The 19,813-nt window shown below is 61.6% G+C and carries 19 protein-coding genes; 10 read left to right on the forward strand and 9 right to left on the reverse strand.

Going from position 1 to position 19,813, the window contains the following annotated elements:
- Positions 1–30: 30 nt before the first annotated feature.
- Entirely contained in the window at positions 31–1,152 is a 1,122-nt protein-coding gene (locus tag AC1Z3V_RS00085; RefSeq protein ID WP_483496510.1) for an HPP family protein, read from the forward strand.
- A 68-nt stretch (positions 1,153–1,220) separates the two neighbouring features.
- Here the strand turns inward: AC1Z3V_RS00085 and AC1Z3V_RS00090 are convergent, their stop codons facing one another.
- A complete protein-coding gene (locus tag AC1Z3V_RS00090) occupies positions 1,221–1,478 on the reverse strand; it encodes a DUF6894 family protein (protein WP_334198469.1) in 258 nt (85 codons plus the stop codon).
- 433 nt (positions 1,479–1,911) lie between these two features.
- Here AC1Z3V_RS00090 and ric point away from each other — a divergent pair, with 433 nt between their 5' ends.
- The 4 genes from ric (at position 1,912) to AC1Z3V_RS00110 (ending at position 7,087) form a co-directional block, all read left to right on the forward strand.
- Positions 1,912–2,583 carry an iron-sulfur cluster repair di-iron protein gene (gene ric / locus AC1Z3V_RS00095; protein WP_483496511.1) on the forward strand — a complete coding sequence of 224 codons (672 nt, stop codon included), beginning with the start codon at positions 1,912–1,914 and terminating at the stop codon, positions 2,581–2,583.
- A 30-nt stretch (positions 2,584–2,613) separates the two neighbouring features.
- Positions 2,614–3,762 (forward strand): NnrS family protein, encoded by a 1,149-nt coding sequence (locus AC1Z3V_RS00100; protein ID WP_483496512.1) that lies wholly within the window; start codon positions 2,614–2,616, stop codon positions 3,760–3,762.
- Positions 3,763–3,933: 171 nt separating this feature from the next.
- Positions 3,934–6,255 carry a PBP1A family penicillin-binding protein gene (locus AC1Z3V_RS00105; protein ID WP_483496514.1) on the forward strand — a complete coding sequence of 774 codons (2,322 nt, stop codon included), beginning with the start codon at positions 3,934–3,936 and terminating at the stop codon, positions 6,253–6,255.
- Between the two features lie 178 nt (positions 6,256–6,433).
- On the forward strand, positions 6,434–7,087 hold the full coding sequence (locus tag AC1Z3V_RS00110) for a glutathione S-transferase family protein (protein WP_483496515.1): 654 nt from the start codon (positions 6,434–6,436) through the stop codon (positions 7,085–7,087).
- 132 nt (positions 7,088–7,219) lie between these two features.
- Here AC1Z3V_RS00110 and AC1Z3V_RS00115 read toward each other — a convergent pair whose 3' ends face one another.
- Complete coding sequence (locus AC1Z3V_RS00115; protein WP_483496516.1) at positions 7,220–7,429, reverse strand: CsbD family protein; 210 nt, start codon at positions 7,427–7,429, stop codon at positions 7,220–7,222.
- Positions 7,430–8,098: 669 nt separating this feature from the next.
- On the opposite strand from AC1Z3V_RS00115, the gene AC1Z3V_RS00120 reads away from it, so the two are divergent.
- The 3 genes from AC1Z3V_RS00120 (at position 8,099) to AC1Z3V_RS00130 (ending at position 10,731) form a co-directional block, all read left to right on the forward strand.
- Positions 8,099–9,556 (forward strand): sensor histidine kinase, encoded by a 1,458-nt coding sequence (locus tag AC1Z3V_RS00120; protein WP_483496517.1) that lies wholly within the window; start codon positions 8,099–8,101, stop codon positions 9,554–9,556.
- The gene (locus tag AC1Z3V_RS00125) at positions 9,553–10,161 is read left to right on the forward strand and encodes a response regulator transcription factor (protein ID WP_429817867.1); all 609 of its coding nucleotides are present in this window, start codon (positions 9,553–9,555) and stop codon (positions 10,159–10,161) included. The genes AC1Z3V_RS00120 and AC1Z3V_RS00125 overlap by 4 nt, the downstream gene beginning before the upstream one ends.
- 87 nt (positions 10,162–10,248) lie before the next feature.
- Positions 10,249–10,731 carry a GlcG/HbpS family heme-binding protein gene (locus AC1Z3V_RS00130; protein WP_429817978.1) on the forward strand — a complete coding sequence of 161 codons (483 nt, stop codon included), beginning with the start codon at positions 10,249–10,251 and terminating at the stop codon, positions 10,729–10,731.
- Positions 10,732–11,151: 420 nt separating this feature from the next.
- On the opposite strand, the gene AC1Z3V_RS00135 is transcribed toward AC1Z3V_RS00130, so the two are convergent.
- The 5 genes from AC1Z3V_RS00135 to cyoA all read right to left on the reverse strand — a co-directional run bounded on the left by AC1Z3V_RS00135 (position 11,152) and on the right by cyoA (position 16,149).
- Positions 11,152–11,901: an SURF1 family protein gene (locus AC1Z3V_RS00135; protein WP_483496519.1), complete on the reverse strand. Its 750-nt coding sequence runs from the start codon at positions 11,899–11,901 to the stop codon at positions 11,152–11,154.
- A 28-nt stretch (positions 11,902–11,929) separates the two neighbouring features.
- Positions 11,930–12,331: a cytochrome o ubiquinol oxidase subunit IV gene (cyoD, locus tag AC1Z3V_RS00140; protein WP_483496520.1), complete on the reverse strand. Its 402-nt coding sequence runs from the start codon at positions 12,329–12,331 to the stop codon at positions 11,930–11,932.
- Complete coding sequence (gene cyoC, locus AC1Z3V_RS00145; protein ID WP_429817861.1) at positions 12,328–12,948, reverse strand: cytochrome o ubiquinol oxidase subunit III; 621 nt, start codon at positions 12,946–12,948, stop codon at positions 12,328–12,330. The genes cyoD and cyoC overlap by 4 nt, the downstream gene beginning before the upstream one ends.
- 5 nt (positions 12,949–12,953) lie before the next feature.
- The gene (cyoB, locus tag AC1Z3V_RS00150; protein WP_483496521.1) at positions 12,954–14,957 is read right to left on the reverse strand and encodes a cytochrome o ubiquinol oxidase subunit I; all 2,004 of its coding nucleotides are present in this window, start codon (positions 14,955–14,957) and stop codon (positions 12,954–12,956) included.
- Positions 14,958–15,033: 76 nt separating this feature from the next.
- Positions 15,034–16,149 carry a ubiquinol oxidase subunit II gene (gene cyoA, locus AC1Z3V_RS00155; RefSeq protein ID WP_483496522.1) on the reverse strand — a complete coding sequence of 372 codons (1,116 nt, stop codon included), beginning with the start codon at positions 16,147–16,149 and terminating at the stop codon, positions 15,034–15,036.
- Between cyoA and AC1Z3V_RS00160 the strand changes: the two genes are divergently transcribed.
- Together AC1Z3V_RS00160 and AC1Z3V_RS00165 are read left to right on the forward strand one after the other, a co-directional pair.
- Positions 16,064–16,348 (forward strand): hypothetical protein, encoded by a 285-nt coding sequence (locus AC1Z3V_RS00160; RefSeq protein WP_483499670.1) that lies wholly within the window; start codon positions 16,064–16,066, stop codon positions 16,346–16,348. The genes cyoA and AC1Z3V_RS00160 overlap by 86 nt on opposite strands.
- A gap of 93 nt (positions 16,349–16,441) precedes the next feature.
- Positions 16,442–17,767, forward strand: a complete 1,326-nt coding sequence (locus AC1Z3V_RS00165; RefSeq protein ID WP_429817855.1) for an MFS transporter — start codon at positions 16,442–16,444, stop codon at positions 17,765–17,767.
- Positions 17,768–17,797: 30 nt separating this feature from the next.
- Here AC1Z3V_RS00165 and AC1Z3V_RS00170 read toward each other — a convergent pair whose 3' ends face one another.
- Together AC1Z3V_RS00170 and AC1Z3V_RS00175 are read right to left on the reverse strand one after the other, a co-directional pair.
- On the reverse strand, positions 17,798–19,114 hold the full coding sequence (locus tag AC1Z3V_RS00170; RefSeq protein ID WP_483496524.1) for a sensor histidine kinase: 1,317 nt from the start codon (positions 19,112–19,114) through the stop codon (positions 17,798–17,800).
- Positions 19,115–19,118: 4 nt separating this feature from the next.
- Positions 19,119–19,772: a response regulator gene (locus AC1Z3V_RS00175; RefSeq protein WP_483496526.1), complete on the reverse strand. Its 654-nt coding sequence runs from the start codon at positions 19,770–19,772 to the stop codon at positions 19,119–19,121.
- Positions 19,773–19,813 lie beyond the last annotated feature (41 nt).

Below are 19,813 nucleotides of genomic sequence, written 5' to 3' on the forward strand. Positions count from 1 at the left end.
ACCTACGCACGGCCAATCACAGGTGACTGCATGACCAATTCGCCCAACCCCGCATCCCAGCAACCGCCGGGCCGCCGCTTCTTTACGCCGATCCTGGCGGGTGCGACGTTGAGGGAGCGCCTGATTGCGTGTCTCGGAGCGCTGGTTGGTATCCTTCTGACAGGCATGATCAGCGGCAGCATCTTCGGCGGCGGTGCCAGCCTCCCGTTGATCGTTGCGCCCATGGGCGCATCCGCGGTTCTGCTGTTTGCGGTTCCCGCGAGCCCGCTTGCCCAGCCGTGGTCGATTGTCGGCGGCAACACGATCTCTGCCTTCGTCGGTGTCCTGTCGGCGATGTTCGTGCCGGATCCGCTGATCGCAACCGGTATCGCCGTGGCGGTCGCGATTGCGGTAATGTCCTTCACCCGTTGCCTGCATCCGCCCGGCGGCGCTGCCGCATTGACAGCAGTGCTTGGCGGGCCTGTCGTGGCGAACTGGGGCCTCCTGTTTCCGTTGGTGCCCGTCGCGCTCAATTCGTGTCTCCTGGTCGCCCTTGGGATCCTGTTTCACAAGCTGGCGAGGCGTAACTACCCGCATGTCGTCGCTCCTCCGGCAAACACGCACGCGACCATTGACCCGCCGGCCAGTCGCCGGGTCGGTTTTACCGGTACAGACGTCGATGCAGCGCTGGAAGCGCTGGATGAAACATTTGACATCAGCCGAGAGGATCTTGATCGGGTGCTGCGCCAGGTGGAATTGCAGGCGGCAATTCGGGCAACACCGCACATTCTGTGCCGGGATATCATGTCGCGCGACGTCATCTGCGTCCATCAGGACGACAGCAGCGAGGCCGCGCGCTCGTTGCTTCTCAAACACAATATCCGGACCATCCCGGTGAAGGATGGGAATGAGAGGCTTGTCGGCACGGTCGGCCTAAGGGAGTTGACTGAGCCCGGCGCCACCGTCGGCAGCAACGTCGCGACGCCGGTCGTCGCGCGCCAAGACGACCGGGCGATGAGCTTGCTCCCGGCGCTGACCAGCGGAGCAATTCACGCGGTCATCATAGTCGATGAGGACCATCATGTGTTGGGACTGATTTCGCAAACGGATCTGCTGGCGGCCGCAGCGCGGACGTTATTCGATCATAACTCAGGCCGCGAACAGGCTGCTTAACCTTTGCCGTTGGATGCACCGGATCAATCCAGCATGGGCGTCCCGAGATTGCCGAGATCAGCAAGGGTTCAGTGCAGCGAAGCCTGGCGTGTTGGTTGCCTCACATGATGTATCAACGGCGTTTCCCTCGATATCAGGCGCGCAACCAGGCGCCCCGACGCCGTGATCACATCGATGACGGCGTCGTGATACTCGTCGTCCTTGGTCAATTCATCGACAAGTCTTTGACCATAGGCAACTGCGGGTCCGTCTGACGGGTATTTCCGGCCAACTTCATCGCGGCTGACGACGCCTGCTGCATAGATATTGAAGAGATAGCGGCGCATGATATTCCACTCCGTACGGGATGCCACGCCGGCGCTGGCCATACCAAAGGAACCGAAGGCGCTATAAGCGGCATTGCAGGGTTTGAAATGACCCAGCAACTTATCGCGACCTCGTCTTCTTGTCGCGTGACCCGAGCGTGACATTTACTCTGCGTTAAGCATCACCAGCTTTCGCCGCATCGGCGCGATGTCGATCTGCTCCCACCGTCAGCGCAGAGACCCACACCCGATCCTGACTGTTTGCGCAGGCACAAAGACGAAGATCCCTCCCCCGCCTAATCAAGGCGATCTCTGCGCCGCACGGCGACCCGGCAGTCGCCGGTGGCCAGAGGGGCCGATACATGTTGCCTGCAGTCCCAGACGGTTTCGATGCATCCGGTTCGACCAAGCGTCGCTCGGAAATCGTCTGCAAACGTCCAACAAGGAACAGATGATGACCGTTCTCAATCTCGAAAGTATAGTCGCAACGATCGCCGCCGAATTGCCGGGGGCCGCGGAACTGTTCCGCCGTTACGGTATCAGCTTCTGTTGCGGCGGCAAGATGTTGCTCTCGGAAGCCGCACTCAAGGCCGGTCTTGCCCCTTCGGCGCTGCTTTCAGAGCTGGAAACGCTTGAGCGGGCGGCAAGTCGAGATGCACCGGAGGAGACCGTCGACCTTATCGCTCATCTCCTCCACAGATACCACCAGACGCACCGTGCGGAGTTTGCATGGTTGATCCCGCTCGCCCAGAAAGTGGAACGGGTGCACGGCGGCCATCCGTCGGCGCCGGTCGGGCTTTCCCAGGCCCTGGAAGCGCTCCGGGACGAACTCGAAAGCCACATGATGAAGGAAGAACTCGTCCTCTTCCCTATGATGCAGCGTGGCGATAGCACGACGACTTCCTATCCGATCGCACAGATGCGCCGCGAGCATGATGACGAAGTGGAGCATCTGCGAATGATCGAGCATGTCACCCACGGTCTTTCGCTGCCGGAAGGCGCCTGCGGTTCCTGGACGGCGCTCTATACCGGATTGCGCAAGCTCACCGACGACCTCGTCAGGCACATGCATCTCGAAAATGCCGTGCTGTTTCCGCGCTTTGAGGCCGGCCTCCAGACGGTTTGATGATCACGCGCGCCAAGGGCGTGGACAGTGATGTGGCAGGCTCCGCACCGGCCCCTGTTCTTTCTGGCAGGTCTGTGGGCGCTTGTCGCACCTGCGGTCTGGCTTCTGCCGGAAGGTGTTCAGTTGGACAAAGTTGCCTGGCATCGCCAAGAGCTCCTCTTCGGCATGGCCGGGGCGGCGGCGGGTGGCTACTTGTTGACCGCCCTGCCCGCCTGGACGAAGAAGGGCCCGGTCTCCCCCGGTGTCACCATATTCGCGACCGTTCTGTGGTGCGTGGCCCGCCTGTCTACGGCCTTGTCTCAGCACCTGCCGGCCGCCGCCGGCGTGTTCGGAGCATCCGCCTACTTTGTGTTTGTCGCGGCCGTTCTCGCTCACGGGATTGCGTCGAGCAGAGCGGGGCGCCGCATCTGGGCACCGTTCGCCATGGTGCTGATTGGCCTGCTCAAGCTGCTGTGGCTTGACGGAGAGGCGAACGATCTCGTCGCAGACTCAGTGCCGCGGGTTTTCCTCGTTTTGATCATCCTGATCGGCGGCCGCGCCGTGCCCGCTTTCACGCATTCCTGGATCGCTCGATGCAATGTCGGACGTTGCATTCGCAACCGGCCCAAACTTTCCTACCTGGCGATCGGCGGCGTAATTTCCGCGGCCTGGTTCAGTGCTGCCAAGCAAACGCACGCAGAGGGCATTGCCCTCGTGCTGTCCGGTTTAGCGCTGGTGTTACAGATGAGCGGCTGGCAATGCCTCAAAACCCGTCGCTACCCGGCGCTGTTCATCCTAAACCTGGCGTTTGCCTGGACGCCGGCGGCTCTCCTGCTCATCGGGTTCGCAAACATGTTTCCGGACCAACTCCCACCTGCGGCCGCGCTGCATTCGGCGACGATGGGGGCAATGGGAACAATGATGGCGGCCGTCATGATGCGAGCCGCCATGGCGCGGGACGGAGGTATGCTCTTGCTCAGCCGTACGATGGCGTGCGCCTTCGCCCTTATTTGCGTCGCGACGATGGCACGCGTTTTGGCCGGCTGGATCGGTGGCGCCTATTTCGATCCCATCGTCACCGCGGCGGCGTGCTGGATGCTGGCATGGGGGCTGTTCCTCATCGCCTATGTGCCGGCGCTAAGTGGTCCTGTTCCCAGACCAGTCCTAAGCGCTGACGGCGCGCGACTGCCGTTAACCTAGCCGAACGATAGACGTCTTTCGCGGGTACGCCATGGGATCGCGTAATTGAGCGCGGAAGATGATCTCAGCCGTCGCAATCGCGGGCCTGCCGGCCCATTTCACAACGCGTCGTGAACATTGTCAGGCCACAAGGCCGCGCTAAATTCTGAAAAATTCTTTTAGCGGTAACCGATGCCACGTCCTCCCGAAACCTCCCCCCAGAATATCAATAGCTCAAGTGCGGGGATCGATCCCCCGGAGGGGCCGAAATCGACCGTTGAGCATAGCGAACCGCAGATCTCGGCTTCAGTCCCATCAGAAGGGGTCAGCCAATCCACTGAAACGCCACCGCCCCGCAGATTATTCAGCCAAAGCAGTCAGGCGGTCCAACATCTTCTCCATGCGCTCGGCCATGATTTGCAGGCGACGTTGACCTTGGCCCGTGCAAAGGCCAAACATGCGGCTTACCGCTTGAGAAAGAAATTCCGGCCTTCGAATGAAGACGAAGCCGCATCAACGATCGACGTGTCCCCTGGGTGGTTCTTTGCTGCCCTGGCCAAGGTCGGGAGCCGCGTTCGCGCTCTGCGTGAAAGGCGTTCCGAAGTTCGCGGCGGCACCTCCGCCAGGTCGAGCCGGTGGAAAGTCGCCATGGGCGTGGGCCTCCTTGCCGGTCTTCTTCTTCCGGCAAGCGTGCTCGTGTGGGCGTTGAAGGATGTTCCCTGGAGTGAGATCAGGGACGGCACCCTGAAGCCTATCGTGGTGCTGGAAACGGCGGACGGAGAACCGCTGGTGAGACAGGGCCCTTATCAAGGACCTTATGCGCAATACGGTGAATTCCCGCCACGGTTGATCGATGCGGTCCTGTCTATTGAAGACCGCCGGTTCATGGATCATTTCGGCATCGATCTCAGAGGGATCGGACGGGCGCTCGTGCGGAACTTCGAAGCGGGTTCGGTGGTGGAGGGCGGCAGCACGATCACCCAGCAGCTCATCAAGCTGCAATATCTCGACAGCGACCGAACGATAAAACGAAAGATACAGGAGTTCGTTATTGCTCTCTGGCTGGAGTGGAAGCTCGGCAAACAGGAGATTCTGACACGTTACCTTAACAGCGCCTATCTCGGCGCCGGCGCAACCGGCATGCCTGCGGCCGCGCGGATCTATTTCAACAAGGACATCGGCGCACTCAACTTGCCGGAATCGGCGATGCTGGCGGGGTTGCTGCGGGCGCCGAGCCAATGGAACCCGATCGACAATTTCGAAGGCGCCCGGCAACGCACATCCGTCGTCCTCGACACGATGGTGGCCAATGGCAAGATCACCGAGCCCGAGGCTGCACAAGCCAAGATGAGCTTCGCGACGATTCACCCGACGACGCCGACGCCACGTTCGGGAAGCTGGTTCGCGGACTGGATTTCGCCGCAGGCGAGCGAAATCGCCGGCGCATCGCCGGGTTCGACCACGGTGCGCACGACACTGTCGCCACAACTGCAACGGATCGCAGAAAAAGTCCTGGCAAACGCCTTGGACACGGAAGGAAAAGCTGTTGGGGCATCTCAGGCCGCGTTGGTTGCGATGACGCCCGACGGCGCAGTCGTCGCCATGGTTGGCGGCCGCGACTACAGGCAAAGCCAGTTCAACCGCGCGGTGACCGCGATGAGGCAACCGGGCTCCACCTTCAAGCTGTTCGTCTACTATGCAGCGCTGAAGGCGGGGTTCACCCTGTCTGACCAGATCCTGGACGCGCCGATCGACATCAATGGCTGGTCGCCGGACAATTCCAGTGGCCATTATCGCGGCTGGGTGACGCTTGCCGAAGCTTTCGCCCGGTCGCTGAATGCTCCGGCGGTGGCGCTTGCCCAAGAGGTCGGGCTCGATAATGTGATCGCCGCTGCGCGCGAACTCGGCATCACCACACCGCTCGCCAACACACCGTCCCTGGCACTCGGCACATCGGAGGTCAGCTTGCTTGACCTGACGAGTGCCTATGCGTCCGTCCATCTCGGCAAGGCACCCGTCAAGCCCTGGGGTATCATCGATTTTCAGGCAGCCGGACAGCCGAAGGCGTTTCGGGTTGATCCGCCAGCCGCGCCGGCCACAGATCTTTCGGCCTATCAGCCAGATCTTCTCGGCCTTCTGCAGTTGGTGGTCGAGCGCGGAACCGGACGTGGTGCCGATCCCGGCGCGTTCGCGGCCGGCAAGACCGGCACCAGCCAAAACAATCGCGACGCCTGGTTCGTCGGCTTCACCGAGCCGCTCGTGGCCGGCGTATGGGTTGGCAATGACGACGACACGCCGATGAAGGGGGTTACGGGCGGCGCCTTGCCAGCGCATATTTGGCGAGATTTCATGCGGGAAGCAATGGCAGCGCCGGCGGCAGACGCGCTTGTCGAAGGCCAGGCCGCGCCGCAGTCCTGCAATATCACCGCCTGCTCCCGTAGCTACCGTTCCTTCCGGCCGTCGGACTGCACCTACCAGCCCTATTATGGCGGGCGACGGCTATGTGAGAAGTGACCCTCCTGTCTGGTGGCGTGAACCAGCAACGGCAAGGACTTCCTCGCTTCCAGATTGGGAATGGTGCCGCCTATCAAATAGTGACAACCGCATCCGTTGAGAGAATGATTTTTTCACCAAGTGTCGGACTCTTGATCCACCAGTCGTCTTCAAGACAGACAAGCCAGGGAGGATGACGATGCCTATCACGATTACCGCCTTTGAACGGTCGCCCGACCGCGGCAAGGGTTTGGCGCGTGACATGCGTGTTCGCTGGGCGCTCGAAGAAGTTGGTCAGCCCTACGAGGTTCGCCTGCTTTCTTTCGAGGCGATGAAAGAACCGGCGCATCTTGCACTTCACCCCTTCGGGCAGATCCCGACCTATGAGGACGGCGAACTCACCCTGTTCGAATCCGGCGCGATCGTATTTCACATCGCAGAGCACCACGAGGGCCTGCTGCCAGTCGATGCCAATGCCAGGGCGCGGGCAATCACATGGATGTTTGCCGCACTTAGCACGATGGAACCACCGATTCTCGATCGCGAGGTGACCAGGCTGCTCGAACGCGGCGAGGGCTGGTACGAGCAGCGACTACCGGCCGTCGAGAACCGCATCCGCAAGCGTCTGGGCGAGCTTTCCAACCGGCTCGGTGATGCCGATTGGCTCGACGGGGAATTCAGCGTCGGTGATCTGCAGATGGTTTCGGTGCTGCTCAGATTGAAGGGATCGACCTTGCTGGAGGAATTTCCAAACCTTTCCGCCTATGTGGCGCGCGGCGAAGCGCGGCCCGCATACAAGCGCGCCTTTGCCGCTCAATTGGCGGTCTTCCATGCCACGTCGGCTGGATTGTGACGGTTCGATCATGAAGGTCGGGGACGTGAACGCTGGCGGGGCCAGCCGCATCGTCATGCGAGTTGGTTGCCCGTGACCGGCGTCGCTAAGCCAAATGATGGCTTAGAAGACAGTTTTCCCGTGGTCCCGAGACTACCAGGTCCACGTCTGTCGCGAATACCAATCATCAATATCCCGGCGCACGCGATCCTTTTCGATCCCATAGCGCTCCTGGATTTTGCCTTCGAGCTGCTCGCGCACCCCGGCAATCTCATCCAGATCGTCATCCGTGAGGCGCCCCCATTGTTCCTTGATTTTGCCCTTTACCTGTTTCCAGTTACCTTCAACGCGATCCCAATCCATCATAGTCCTCCAAAACTCTCTCGGCTGCCCGATGATGTTCGATCCAGGCCAGCATCCAATCGCCCCGGTCGCAATTGGTTCCCAGAGCCATGGGCGACGGGAAAACTCCGACTTAAGTCCGGTGTGCTCCGGCAAAGGTCCTAACGGCATTGTCGAATCTGAACGGCGCCGCCATTACTAGTTGAGCGTTAACCGCACCTTTGACGCTAGTGACCCCAGAGCGCGGCCCGCCAATCATTCCCGCGCTCTGGGGTCCGAATTGCCCCGTACCCTACCGCGAAGACTTGCCAGCCTGACGGGACGCATCTCGATCAGCGAGCACCCATGAACTGACGCACAGTTTCTTTCAGCGCGTCCGCAAGAGCGGCGAAGGAAGGCGGAGGCGCGGCGCGGAGAGCCGATGGTATTGGTTTGAATGGCGATCGCCACCGCACATGCATTCACGATCGGCGCGGCCCTGCTGTTACGCCATCTTGGCCGGCGCTTGCGGCTCGACGGATTGACAGAGCGCACTCCAACGGCGAGATGATCCAGGCGAGCACCATCGCTCTTTGCTGAAGGCATAACGACAAGACCGCTGAACCGATGAAGCACGGCAATCGTTCGATCTTCGAACGCCCCCTTACTCTGATCGTCCTTTGGTGCCTCCTTCTGCTTCTCGGCGGAGGCATGCTTGCGGGCTGGGAGCGGCAGGTGCTGGTGGCCGAGCTTGAGGAAGAGAGCACGCTCCTCCACAGCCTGGCCTCACAGCGTGTCGATCAGCACGATGCGCACCTGACGGCGCTGTCGGCCGTGGCTGTCGCCTCCGAGGGCCGCAGGCACGACCTGTTTCTGGAAGTCTCCCGCACGATTGCGCGCTTCTATCCGCGGATCGACGAGGTTCAGCTCGTTCCGCTGGATTCCAATGCGGAGACGGTCGGAACCGCCCCACTCGACGTCGGAGCAGCAGAGCTTATCCGTGTGGCGGCAAGAGCATCGGACGGGCGCATCACGCTCCTGCCCCATCCGCAACGCCCCGACCACTACATCATGATCAAGCGCAGCCCGAACACAGACGAGGCGCGCTATGGTTTGATGCTCGGGATAGATGCCGCAAAATTGATCGGCGACGGCGGGCCGTTCTGGTCTCGCACGGGTGTCGCGGTGCGCCTGTCGCTGCCCGACGGACACCGCCTGCTCGAGCCGACCGCCCTGCCGGACGCAATCCGGTTCTCAAAAGCGCTGAGCAGTGCATCGCAGCCGTTGCTTTTGGAAACAGGCATGGAAATAGGGCTTGCGGACATGTTCCCGCCCGTGCAGACCGGCCTGACGCTTGTTGGGGTCAGTCTCGCCTATCTCGCGGGTTTGGCGGCGTTGCGCCAGCGCGCCCGCACGCGCGCCGCCGAACGGTCGGCAACGCTCAGCGCCCTGGAATCGCGGCTGACGCACGCATCACGTGTCAACGCGCTCGGAGAAATGGCGAGCGGCATGGCGCATGAATTGACCCAGCCCCTGACCGCGATCCTGGCGCAGGCGCAGGCCGGGCGCCGGCTGCTTACTCAAGGGCAGGATGCCGCACTTGCTCCGGTGCTGGAGGATACGGTGAGCCAAGCGCGCCGGGCGTCCGCCATACTGGAAAGGTTCCGCAACTGGTCGCAGCCCCATGCAGCGCCGGTCGCTGCTTTCGATCTCCGTCACGCGCTCTTAAATGTTGAAGCGCTACTTCAACCGGATGCGAGATCGCGCGGCATTCAACTTGATTTTCGGGTTCCGGGAACGCCAGTTTCGGTCGTTGCCGACCCTGTCGAGATCGAGCAGGTCACATTCAATCTCGTCCGTAACGCGCTGGAGGCATTGGCCACCCAGGCCGGCGACACAGGGCGTGTCATCGTTACATTGAGCGAGAACGACACCTCGGTGGTCTTCGAGGTCGCCGACAACGGCCCCGGAGTCCCGAGAACACTTCGGCCGCGGCTGTTCACGCCGTTCGTGACGACCCGGGCCGGTGGCACCGGGCTCGGTCTGGCGCTGAGCCAGCGACTGGTGGAGCGGGCCGGTGGCGAGATCGCCCTGGTTGAGAGCGAGCGCGGCGCCATCTTCAGCGTAACGCTGCCCCGGCCCCGCCGAACCGAGGAGCCGATGCGATGACCCTCCCCGTCTATCTCGTGGACGACGACGACGCGGTGCGTCGTGCGCTCAGCCTGTTGCTGTCGACCGTCGGCATCAAGGTCACGGGCTTTTCCGATCCGCAAGCCTTTCTCGCGCAGGTTTCTCGCCTCGACCCCGGTTGCCTGGTGCTCGATATCCGCATGCCCGCCATCTCCGGCCTGAAGCTGCAGGAAAAACTGGCAGACCATGGGATAGACTGGCCGACGATCGTGATCTCCGGGCACGGCGATATCGAAGCCTGCCGACGCGCCTTTCGCAATGGCGCGATTGACTTTCTCTCGAAGCCGGTGGACGAGCAGGACTTGATCGACGCGATCCACAAGGGCCACGAACTGCTGGAGCGCACGATGCGCGCGCATGCCGAGAAGGCGGAAACGCTCGCTTTGCTGGCCTCGCTCACCCAACGTGAGCGCGAGGTTCTCGACCGCATCGCTGCGGGGTTTACCACCCGGCAGATCGCCGAAGGTCTCGGTCTTTCGCCGCGCACGGTCGAAAGCCACCGGGCGGCGATCGGTGCCAAGCTCGGCAGCACGTCGCAGGCGGAGATGACCCGCATCTGGCTGGATGGAACGAAAACTCCGTAGAACTACGGATAGGCGTGCAAGGCCTACGAATATTCGCGATATCCGAGGCGGGATAACCTTTCCGCATCAACAGGAAAGGAACCCATGATGATCCGCAATATCGTGCTCGCCGCCGCGCTTCTCGCTCCTGTCGCCGCCACGGCGCAGGAATTGCCGACCGCGGCCTACCTGCCGCTCGACATGGCCGTCAAGGCTGCCGAAGCCGCGGTGAAGGCCTGCGCCGCGGAAGGCCACAATGTCAGCGTTGCCGTGGTTGGTCGCGATGGCGCAACCAAGGTGCTGCTGAAGGCTGACAATTCCGGCCCGCATACCGGTCAAAGCGCACAGGGCAAGGCCTTCACCTCCGCTGCCATGGGCCGCGATACGGCTGGCCTCGGCGAGTTCATCGCCTCCAAGCCGGCGAATGAAGGTCTTCGCGACATGGACGCACGCATGGTGATCCAGGCCGGTGGCGTGCCGATCAAGTTCGGCAAGGCCCTGGTGGGCGGTATCGGCGTCGGTGGAGCACCGTCGGGCGATATCGACGCGAACTGCGCAACGGCCGGCCTCCAGGCAATCGGCGCCAAATAATCTGCGCCAAGTCATCTGCAGAGCATCAGAGGTGGCCGTCCCAGGACGGCCACCCAGACCGCTGACACCCCCCTGGCGAGAGCTGGGGGGTTGTGAATCAGGCGATATGTCGGAGAACTCGACAGCGAACATCCGAGCGCTCCGCCCCCTCAATCAGCAGGAAGCATGATTGGCCGAACCCGGCTCCGCGCTGACCCCTTGAAATTACAGCCGCCCACTCCATCTAAGGGCCACCACCCGTTTCGAGAGCTTGTCATCAGCGATGCCATTGGCATTCAATGACGGCACTCCGGGTTCGAGCAGGGCGCTCCCCGGAACACGGGTCGAGCGCCCTGTTTCGTTGAACGGGAATACTGTCGGCGATGTCGTCGATAAGCGACATCATCGATCTCCTGCCGCAATCGACCTTACCCAGGGCTCTCAGCCCGCCTTGATCCGCTGGCGATAGACGAGATACGCACCTGCGGCGCTCATCGTCGCGAGTGCGAACCACGTCAGCGCATAGACCAGATGGCTGTTGCGAAAGCGGACGATCGTAAGGCCGCCGATCGGCAGCCCACCAGGATTGGGCGTAGCGTCCGCGTCGATGAAATAGGGTGCAACATCCTGCAGGCCCTTCGCCGCGGCGATCGCCGCGACATCGCGGGAAAACCAGCGATCGTGCGCCGGATCATTCGATCGCAGGAAGGCGCCACCGGGCTCGCTGATACGCAGCAGGCCCGTGACCGTCACATTTCCGGCAAGTTCGCCCGCGGCGCGGTCGCCGACATCGCGGCGATCGGAGGGGACGAAGCCACGATTGATGAGGACCGCCGAACCATCCTCGCGCACCATGGGTGTCAACACCCAGAAGCCGGCGCCGCGCTCCGTCACCGCCTGGACAAACACCGATCTATCATGGCTGAAAGCGCCCGTCGCGATGACGCGGCGGTACTCGTCCTTGTCACGGCTGATCTCGCTCCACTCCGCTCTGGCGGGTGCCGGCGTCGGCTGTGCATGGACGCGCGCCTCTACCCGAGCGATGAGGTCGAGCTTCCAGAAAAGCCGTTGGACCTGCCAGCTACCGAGCAGAACGAACACGGCGGTGAGAAGCAGCAACGCGCCCGTCAGTTTCAGACGGGCGCGCGAGGATGCGCGGTCTGTTCCCCTCACCTCACGATCGGCAATCATCGTCGTGTCCGCATGGCCTGTCCGGCGCTCAGGGCATGTTCTTCATCATTTCGTGGCTCATCGGCATCATGTTCGCGTTGAGGTGATGCATGACCCAAAGCGATCCTGCGAGCGCGATGCCGACGATGACGATCGTGAAGATCAGCGCCATCAGCGTCCAGCCGCCTTCGGAGCGGGCGTTCATGTGCAGGAAGTAGATGACGTGCACGACGATCTGGACGACGCCAATGCCCATGACGATGACGGCAGTCAAAAGCTTGCTGTCGAGCACGCCGCCCATGACCAGCCAGAATGGAATGGCCGTCAGGATCACTGACAGGATGAAGCCCGTCATATAGCTCTTGAACGATCCGTGGCCGGCAGCGTCACCGTGATGGCTATGCGCGTGATGAGGTTCGAATGCGCTTTCGTGATCAGAATGTGCGCTCATCCGAGAACTCCGAGCAAATAGACGAAGGAGAAGACGCCGATCCAGATGACGTCGAGGAAGTGCCAGAACATCGACAGGCACATCAGGCGGCGCCGGTTATCCGGGATCAGCCCGTGTTTGCTGACCTGCACCATCAGCGTGATCAGCCAGATCGTGCCGAAGGTGACGTGCAGGCCGTGGGTGCCGACCAGCGTGAAGAACGACGACAGGAAGGCCGAGCGCGTCGGACCGGCGCCCTCATGAATGAGGTGATAGAATTCGTAGAGTTCGACTGCGAGGAATGTCGCGCCGAACACGCCGGTGACACCGAGCCAGAACAGCGTCTCCATCTTGGCGTTGCGCTCCATCTGAAGCATGGCAAAGCCATAGGTGATTGACGACAGAAGGAGCATCGCCGTGTTGAAGGCAACGAGGCCGAGGTCGAACAGGTCGGCCGGCGACGGTCCCGCCGCATAGTTGCGGCCGACGACGCCGTGGGTGGCAAACAGCACTGCGAAGATCAGGCAGTCGCTCATCAGGTAGAGCCAGAAGCCCAGCATGGTGCTGTGTTCCGGATGATGCTCTTCCGTCAGATAGAACTGCGGCTTTTCTTTCTCTTGGACTTGGGTCTCGTTCATCGGTCTCAGGTCCGTTCCGCGAGCAGCTTGGAGCGCGCATTTTCAGTCGCCGCAACAGTCTCTGCGGGGATGAAGAAATCTCGCTGATAGTTGAAGGTATGGCCGATTGCGACCGTCAGCAGGGCGATGAAGGACACGGCCGCCAGCCACCAGATATACCAGATCAGTGCGAAGGCAAGCACGACGCTGATGCCGGCGAGGATGATGCCCGTGCCAGTGTTCTTCGGCATGTGGATCGGCTTGAAGCCTTCGAGCGGACGCTCGTAGCCGCGGTTCTTCATGTCATACCAGCCGTCATGGTCGTGCACGACCGGCGTGAAGGCGAAGTTGTAGTCCGGTGGCGGCGATGACGTCGACCATTCGAGCGTGCGCCCATCCCAGGCATCGCCGGATGTCTCGCGCAGTTCCTCGCGACGAAGGAAGCTGACGATCAGTTGCATGATGAAGGACGCAATGCCGATTGCGATCAACACCGCGCCGAAGGCGGCGATGATGAACCAGATCTGCAGCGACGGGTCTTCGAACTGGCTGACGCGGCGGGTGACGCCCATGAGGCCGAGGACATAGAGCGGCATGAAGGCGAAGAAGAAGCCGATCTGCCAGAACCAGAAACTCATCTTGCCCCAGAACGGATCGAGCTTGTAGCCGAAGGCCTTGGGCCACCAATAGACGAGTCCGGCCATCAACCCGAACAGAACGCCGCCGATGATGACGTTATGGAAATGGGCGATGAGGAACAGCGAGTTGTGCAGCACGAAGTCGGCTGGCGGGATCGCCAGCATCACGCCGGTCATACCGCCGATGACGAAGGTCACCATGAAGCCGATGGTCCACAGCATCGGCAATTCGTAGCGGATGCGGCCGCGATACATGGTGAAGAGCCAGTTGAACATCTTCGCGCCCGTCGGGATCGAGATGATCATCGTGGTGATGCCGAAGAAGGCGTTGACCGAGGCCCCCGAACCCATCGTGAAGAAGTGGTGTAGCCACACGATGTAGGACAGGATCATGATGACGCAAGTGGCGTAGACCATGGAGGTGTAGCCGAACAGGCGCTTGCCGCAGAAGGTTGCGACAACCTCGGAGAAGATGCCGAAGGCCGGCAGGACGAGGATGTAGACCTCCGGGTGGCCCCAGATCCAGATGAGGTTGATGTACATCATCGGATTGCCGCCAAGGTCATTGGTGAAGAAGTTCATGCCGACGTAGCGGTCGAGCGACAGCAGCGCCAGCGTGGCGGTCAGGATCGGGAAGGTCGCGACGATCAGGATGTTGGTGCAGAGCGACGTCCAGGTGAACACCGGCATCTTCATGAAGGTCATACCCGGCGCGCGCATCTTAACGATGGTGGCGATCAGGTTGATGCCCGATAACGTCGTGCCCACGCCCGCCACCTGTAGACCCCAGATGTAATAATCGACGCCGACGCCGGGACTGTAATCCGCGCCCGAAAGCGGCGGATAGGCCAGCCAGCCGGTGCGCGCGAATTCACCAACGAACAGCGACATCATGATGATGACGGCGCCGCCGACGGTCATCCAGAACGAGAAGTTGTTGAGGAAGGGGAAGGAAACATCGCGTGCGCCGATCTGCAGCGGCACGACATAGTTCATGAAACCGGTGACGAAAGGCATGGCCACGAAGAAGATCATGATCACGCCATGGGCGGTGAAGATCTGGTCGTAGTGATGCGGGTTGAGGTAGCCTTCGCTACCGTTGAAGGCGATCGCCTGCTGCAGGCGCATCATGAGGGCATCGGCAAAGCCGCGCAGCAACATGATGATCGCCAGGATGATGTACATGATGCCGATCTTCTTGTGATCGACGCTCGTGAACCACTCGTGCCAGAGATAGCCCCAAAGCTTGTACTTCGTGATCAGGGCGAGGATCGCGAGACCGACCACCGCCACGACCGCGAAGGTCACGACGAGGATTGGCTCATGATAGGGAATTGCTTCCCAGGTAAGCCGTCCGAAGATGAATTGCGTGAGGCTGGTGTCACCAAACATGGGTCGTCCAATTTATCTTTGTATGCGGCCCGAAGGCCTGGGCGCCCGCCGGAGGGCTGGCGAGCGCGCGAAAGTCTTAATTTGTCTTGTGCATGTCGTGGTTCATCGGTTCGGCCGCCGGCTGCTGTTCGCGGCCTTCGCCCGGCTGCTCGCTACCGGCGGCGTTGCCGGCTTCCGGAGCCGTCGCGCCGGGCGCAGCCGCTTCGATCACGCCGCCCGCATGGCGGTTGTCGTGCTCAAGCTTGGCGCGATTCTCGTGGCTTTCGACGCCGGCGCCACCCATCATGTCGATGTGCATCATCTCGTTCATGCACATCTGCCCGGCCCGCACACACATGTTGAGCACGGCGTCATAGAGGCCGTCTTCGACGGAGGCGAAGTAACGCACCGGTTCCTTGACGCTCGGTTTTTCGAGCTTCAGGTAGGCATCACGGTTGAGCATCGTGCCGTTCTGCTTCACCTGGGCGACCCACTGGTCGAAGCCCACCTGGTCCACACCGTGGAACTTGAAGCGCATGTGCGAGAAGCCGGCGCCGCTGTAATTGGATGAAAGCCCTTCGTATTCGCCTGCCTTGTTGATGACGGCGTGCAGCTTGGTCTCCATGCCGGGCATGGCATAGATCATGCCGGCGAGCGCCGGAACGTAGAAGGAGTTCATCACCGAGGATGCGGTGATCTTGAAGTTGACCGGTACGTCGACCGGCGCGGCCATCTCGTTGACGGTGGCGATGCCATAGTCCGGATAGAAGAACAGCCATTTCCAATCGAGGGCTACGACCTCGACCGTGATCGGCTTCGTCTCTTCGCTCACCGGTCGAGCCGCATCGATCCGGTCGAGCGGCCGATAAGGATCGAGCTTGTGGGTGCTCACCCAGGTGATCGCGCCGAGCGCGATGATGATCGCCAGCGGCGCCGACCAGATGATGACTTCGAGGCCCGTGGAATGATGCCATTCCGGATCATATTTGGCAGCCGTGTTCGACTGGCGATAGCGCCAGGCGAAGAAGAGCGTCAGGAAAATGACGGGGACGATGATCAGCAGCATCAGGACCGTCGAGATGACGATCAGATCCCTCTGCTGTGCGGCAATATCGCCGGACGGCGACATGACGACCATGTTGCATCCGGTAAGAACGGAGAGCAACAGGACCGATATCACCGATCGTCCGGCTAAACTGAATGGCTTCGGCATTGCGGCCTCAACTTGCGTTTTGTCTAGTCGGCATTACTCGGGCACGATCGCGCATGGAAGTGAGGTCCATCGTCGCAGCGCAGCATTTTGCCGCAGTGCAGTGACGGCATTATCGCTCTATGCGCGTTGTACTGGCGCAATGGCTATTATCGGTTCGATGCCTGCCGTTCCGGCGAACGCTGGGCGCGAACTCGAATGAGGCATGTGCGCAAGTACGTGCACGGCATTCTTGATATCAGACGCCAATTGGTCAACACTCTAACGACAAGACGCAAGTTCGTCGGAGAAGTTCATGGTTTCGGTCGCTCACCCCACATCGTCCGGTCTCGAACGCGATGCACGTCGCATTCATGAGGATGACAAGCCCCTCTCTCCGGGCAGCATCGCCATCGGCGTGGTGATCGGGCGAACCTCGGAATTCTTCGATTTCTTCGTTTACGGCCTTGGCTCGATCCTTGTCTTCCCAAAGCTGATCTTCCCGTTCGCGCCCAATGCGGTGACCGCGACGCTGATGTCCTTCGCGCTGTTCCCCCTCGCCTTTCTTGCTCGCCCGGTCGGCTCCTTCGTCTTCATGTGGATCGACCGGAACTACGGGCGCGGCACGAAGCTGACTGTGGCCCTCGTCATTCTCGGCGGTTCGACGGCGTCGATCGCCTTTCTGCCCGGCTACGATACGATCGGCTACTGGGCCGTGGCCCTATTGGCGCTGTTTCGATTGGGACAGGGGTTCGCCCTCGGCGGCGCCTGGGATGGCCTTGCCACGCTGTTGAACCTCAACGTGCCGCAAAATCATCGCGGCTGGTACGCGATGATCCCGCAGCTCGGCGCGCCGATCGGCTTTGCACTGGCGAGCATTCTCTTCGGCTTTTTCGTCAGCAACCTCTCGGAGGCGGACTTCCTCGCCTGGGGGTGGCGCTATCCCTTCTTCGTCGCCTTTGCGATCAACGTCGTCGCGCTCTTCGCGCGCCTGCGCATCGTTGCCAGCAAGGAATTCGGCGCAGCCATGGAGGCCAAGGAACTCGAGGCCCGGCCGATCTTCGAAATGCTGAGCAAACACAGCATCGACGTCGTTCTCGGCGCCTTCGTGCCGCTTGCAAGCTTCGCGATGTTCCATCTCGTCACCATCTTCCCATTGAGCTGGGTAACGCTCAATGGTGGGCAGTCGGCTGCTGAATTTCTTTGGGTGCAGGTGGCGGGTGCGGCCGTCGGCGCCATCGGCATCGTGCTGTCGGGCGTGATCGCCGACCGGGTGGGCCGCCGCAACCAGCTGATGATCGGCGCGATCCTGATCGCAATCTTCAGCTTCTCCGCGCCCTTCCTGCTCGATGCTGGCGGCAAGGGCCAGGATGCCTATATCCTGATCGGCTTTGCCATCCTCGGGCTCTCCTTCGGCCAGTCCTCCGGTGCTGTATCTTCGCGCTTCACGCAGTATTATCGCTACACCGGCGCCGCACTGACGTCGGATCTTGCCTGGCTCGTTGGTGCCGCCTTTGCGCCGCTCGTGGCGCTCGGTCTCGCCAGCAGCTTTGGCATCATCTTCATCGGCGGATATCTGATTTCGGGTGCGATCTGCACGATCGCGGCGCTCAGCCTTTCCCGGGCACTCGATCAGCAGTAGTGACGGCGGCAGCCGCTCTACCTTGTCTCGTCAGAGGCAAACCTCGACGTGGAAGCCCCGGTCCATCCCCGGGACCGGCGAGGCGATGCGCAATCGTCCGTGCATTTGTTCCACTAGCCGATGCACGATCGCAAGGCCGAGGCCGGAACCCGAAGCTTCGGTTGGCCCGCGACTGAAACGCTTGGTCAGGCCATCCAGCGTTTCCGCGTCGATGACGGCGCTGTCGTTGGTGACGCGCACACCATGCGCGTCCACGTCGATGCTGACCGGGCTGCCGGACGGGCTGTGTATCAACGCGTTTTCCAGAAGATTGCGCAGCACGATCGCAAAGGCATCGGCGCGGATCGGACGCACGAGTTCGGCGCCGTCCGCGACATGAATCTTGAGGCGGCTTGCGCCGAGCGCCGAGCGTTCCATGTCTTCCAGCACAAGAGCCAGCACTGGCAACAGGTCCGTGCTTTCGTCCGCGATAGCGATCCCTGCCTCCGCTCGCGACATCTGCAACAGCTTCTCGGCCAGTCGACCGAGATGAAGCAGCGCGCGCTCGATCTGACCGGCTCGCTGCCGAAAGGCCGGAGGCACCTCACTCATCAACCGCTGTGTTTGCGCAAGCGCGCCGGCGATCGGGGTCCTCAGTTCATGGGCACTGTTCGAGGTGAAGTCCCGCTCCGCTTCGAGCGCGGCCTTGAGCCTCGTCAGTAGCAGGTTCACCGAACGGGCAATTGCGCGAAGTTCTCTCGGGAGCGCGGCTTCGTCGAGCGGAGCCATATTGCCGCTGTCCTTCGTGAGGATTTCTTCGCGCAACTGTTCGACCGGCGCAAGCGCGCGGCGCGCGACGAGGATGATGGCAATTATGCTGGTTGGGATCAGCACCAGCAGCGGCAAGAAAAGCGCCGTACCGCCTTCGAAGAGAGCTTCGGTACGATGGTCGAAGGCATCGGCCACCTGGACGAAAAGAGAGCCGTCGGTCGTCCCGGCGGTGTAGATACGGTGCGTGGCCGTTTGCGAGAAGCCGACGTCAAGCGGAACCGCGAAGGGTGCCGGTGCGCCGTCGTCAAACAAAACCCTGCCGCCACGATCGCGGACCTGATAGATCAGATATTGTGAATTCAGCGGAGGCGCAATGAGGCCGGCTGCGGGCGTGCCGTCGGCACGGTCACGGGCGATGTCATCGACGACGATCTGCAACAGGCGCTCGGCCGTCTCCTGGACCCCGCTGTCGAAAATCTCGGTGAATTCATCCTGCATGACATAAACGCCAAGGCCGAGCGCGACGAGCCAGAAGACGGCGACGACGCTCGTCAGCGCGATGGTCAGCCTGCGGGTCATGCTTGCCACGCGCGCCATCGGGTCACCTGATGCTGTAGCCGAGGCCCCGAACCGTCTCTATCCGGTCGGAGCCGATCTTCTTGCGCAGGCGGCTGATATAGACCTCGACCGTATTGCTCTCGATTTCGGCGCCAAAGGCGTAGAGCGCGTCGTGGAGCTGCTCTTTCGATACAAGTGCACCGGGATGGGCGACGAGTTTGTCGAGCACGGCCCATTCCCTGGCACTGAGGCTCAGGCTTTCCCCTTCGACCAGCACCTTGCGATGAACCTGGTCGATCTCGATGCCGGGAAGCCTGACCGTTGGCGTCGCATTGCCGACATACCGCCTGGAAACGGCCAGCATGCGCGCAGTCAGTTCGCCGAGATCGAACGGCTTGACCAGATAGTCGTCGGCCCCGCTGTTCAATCCTTCGATGCGATCGGAAATCTGGTCGTGTGCCGTCAGAATGATGACGGGTGTGCCGTCGCCGCGTGTTCGCAGAGATCGCAGCAACGACAAGCCCGAACCATCGGGCAGTCGAAGGTCGAGCAGTATGAGACCGTATAAAACCGTCTCCGTCGCTGCCGTGGCATCGACGATGCGTGTAAACCAGTCGACGGCGTGACCACCCGCCGCGACATGGTCGCGCAGCGCTTCCCCCAGAACCTGATCGTCTTCGACTAATAGGACTCTCAAGATATCACCGGACACTTGTTCGTCCTTGCCTATGTTCGACG

Source organism: Ensifer sp. 38_S197, from assembly GCF_056924495.1.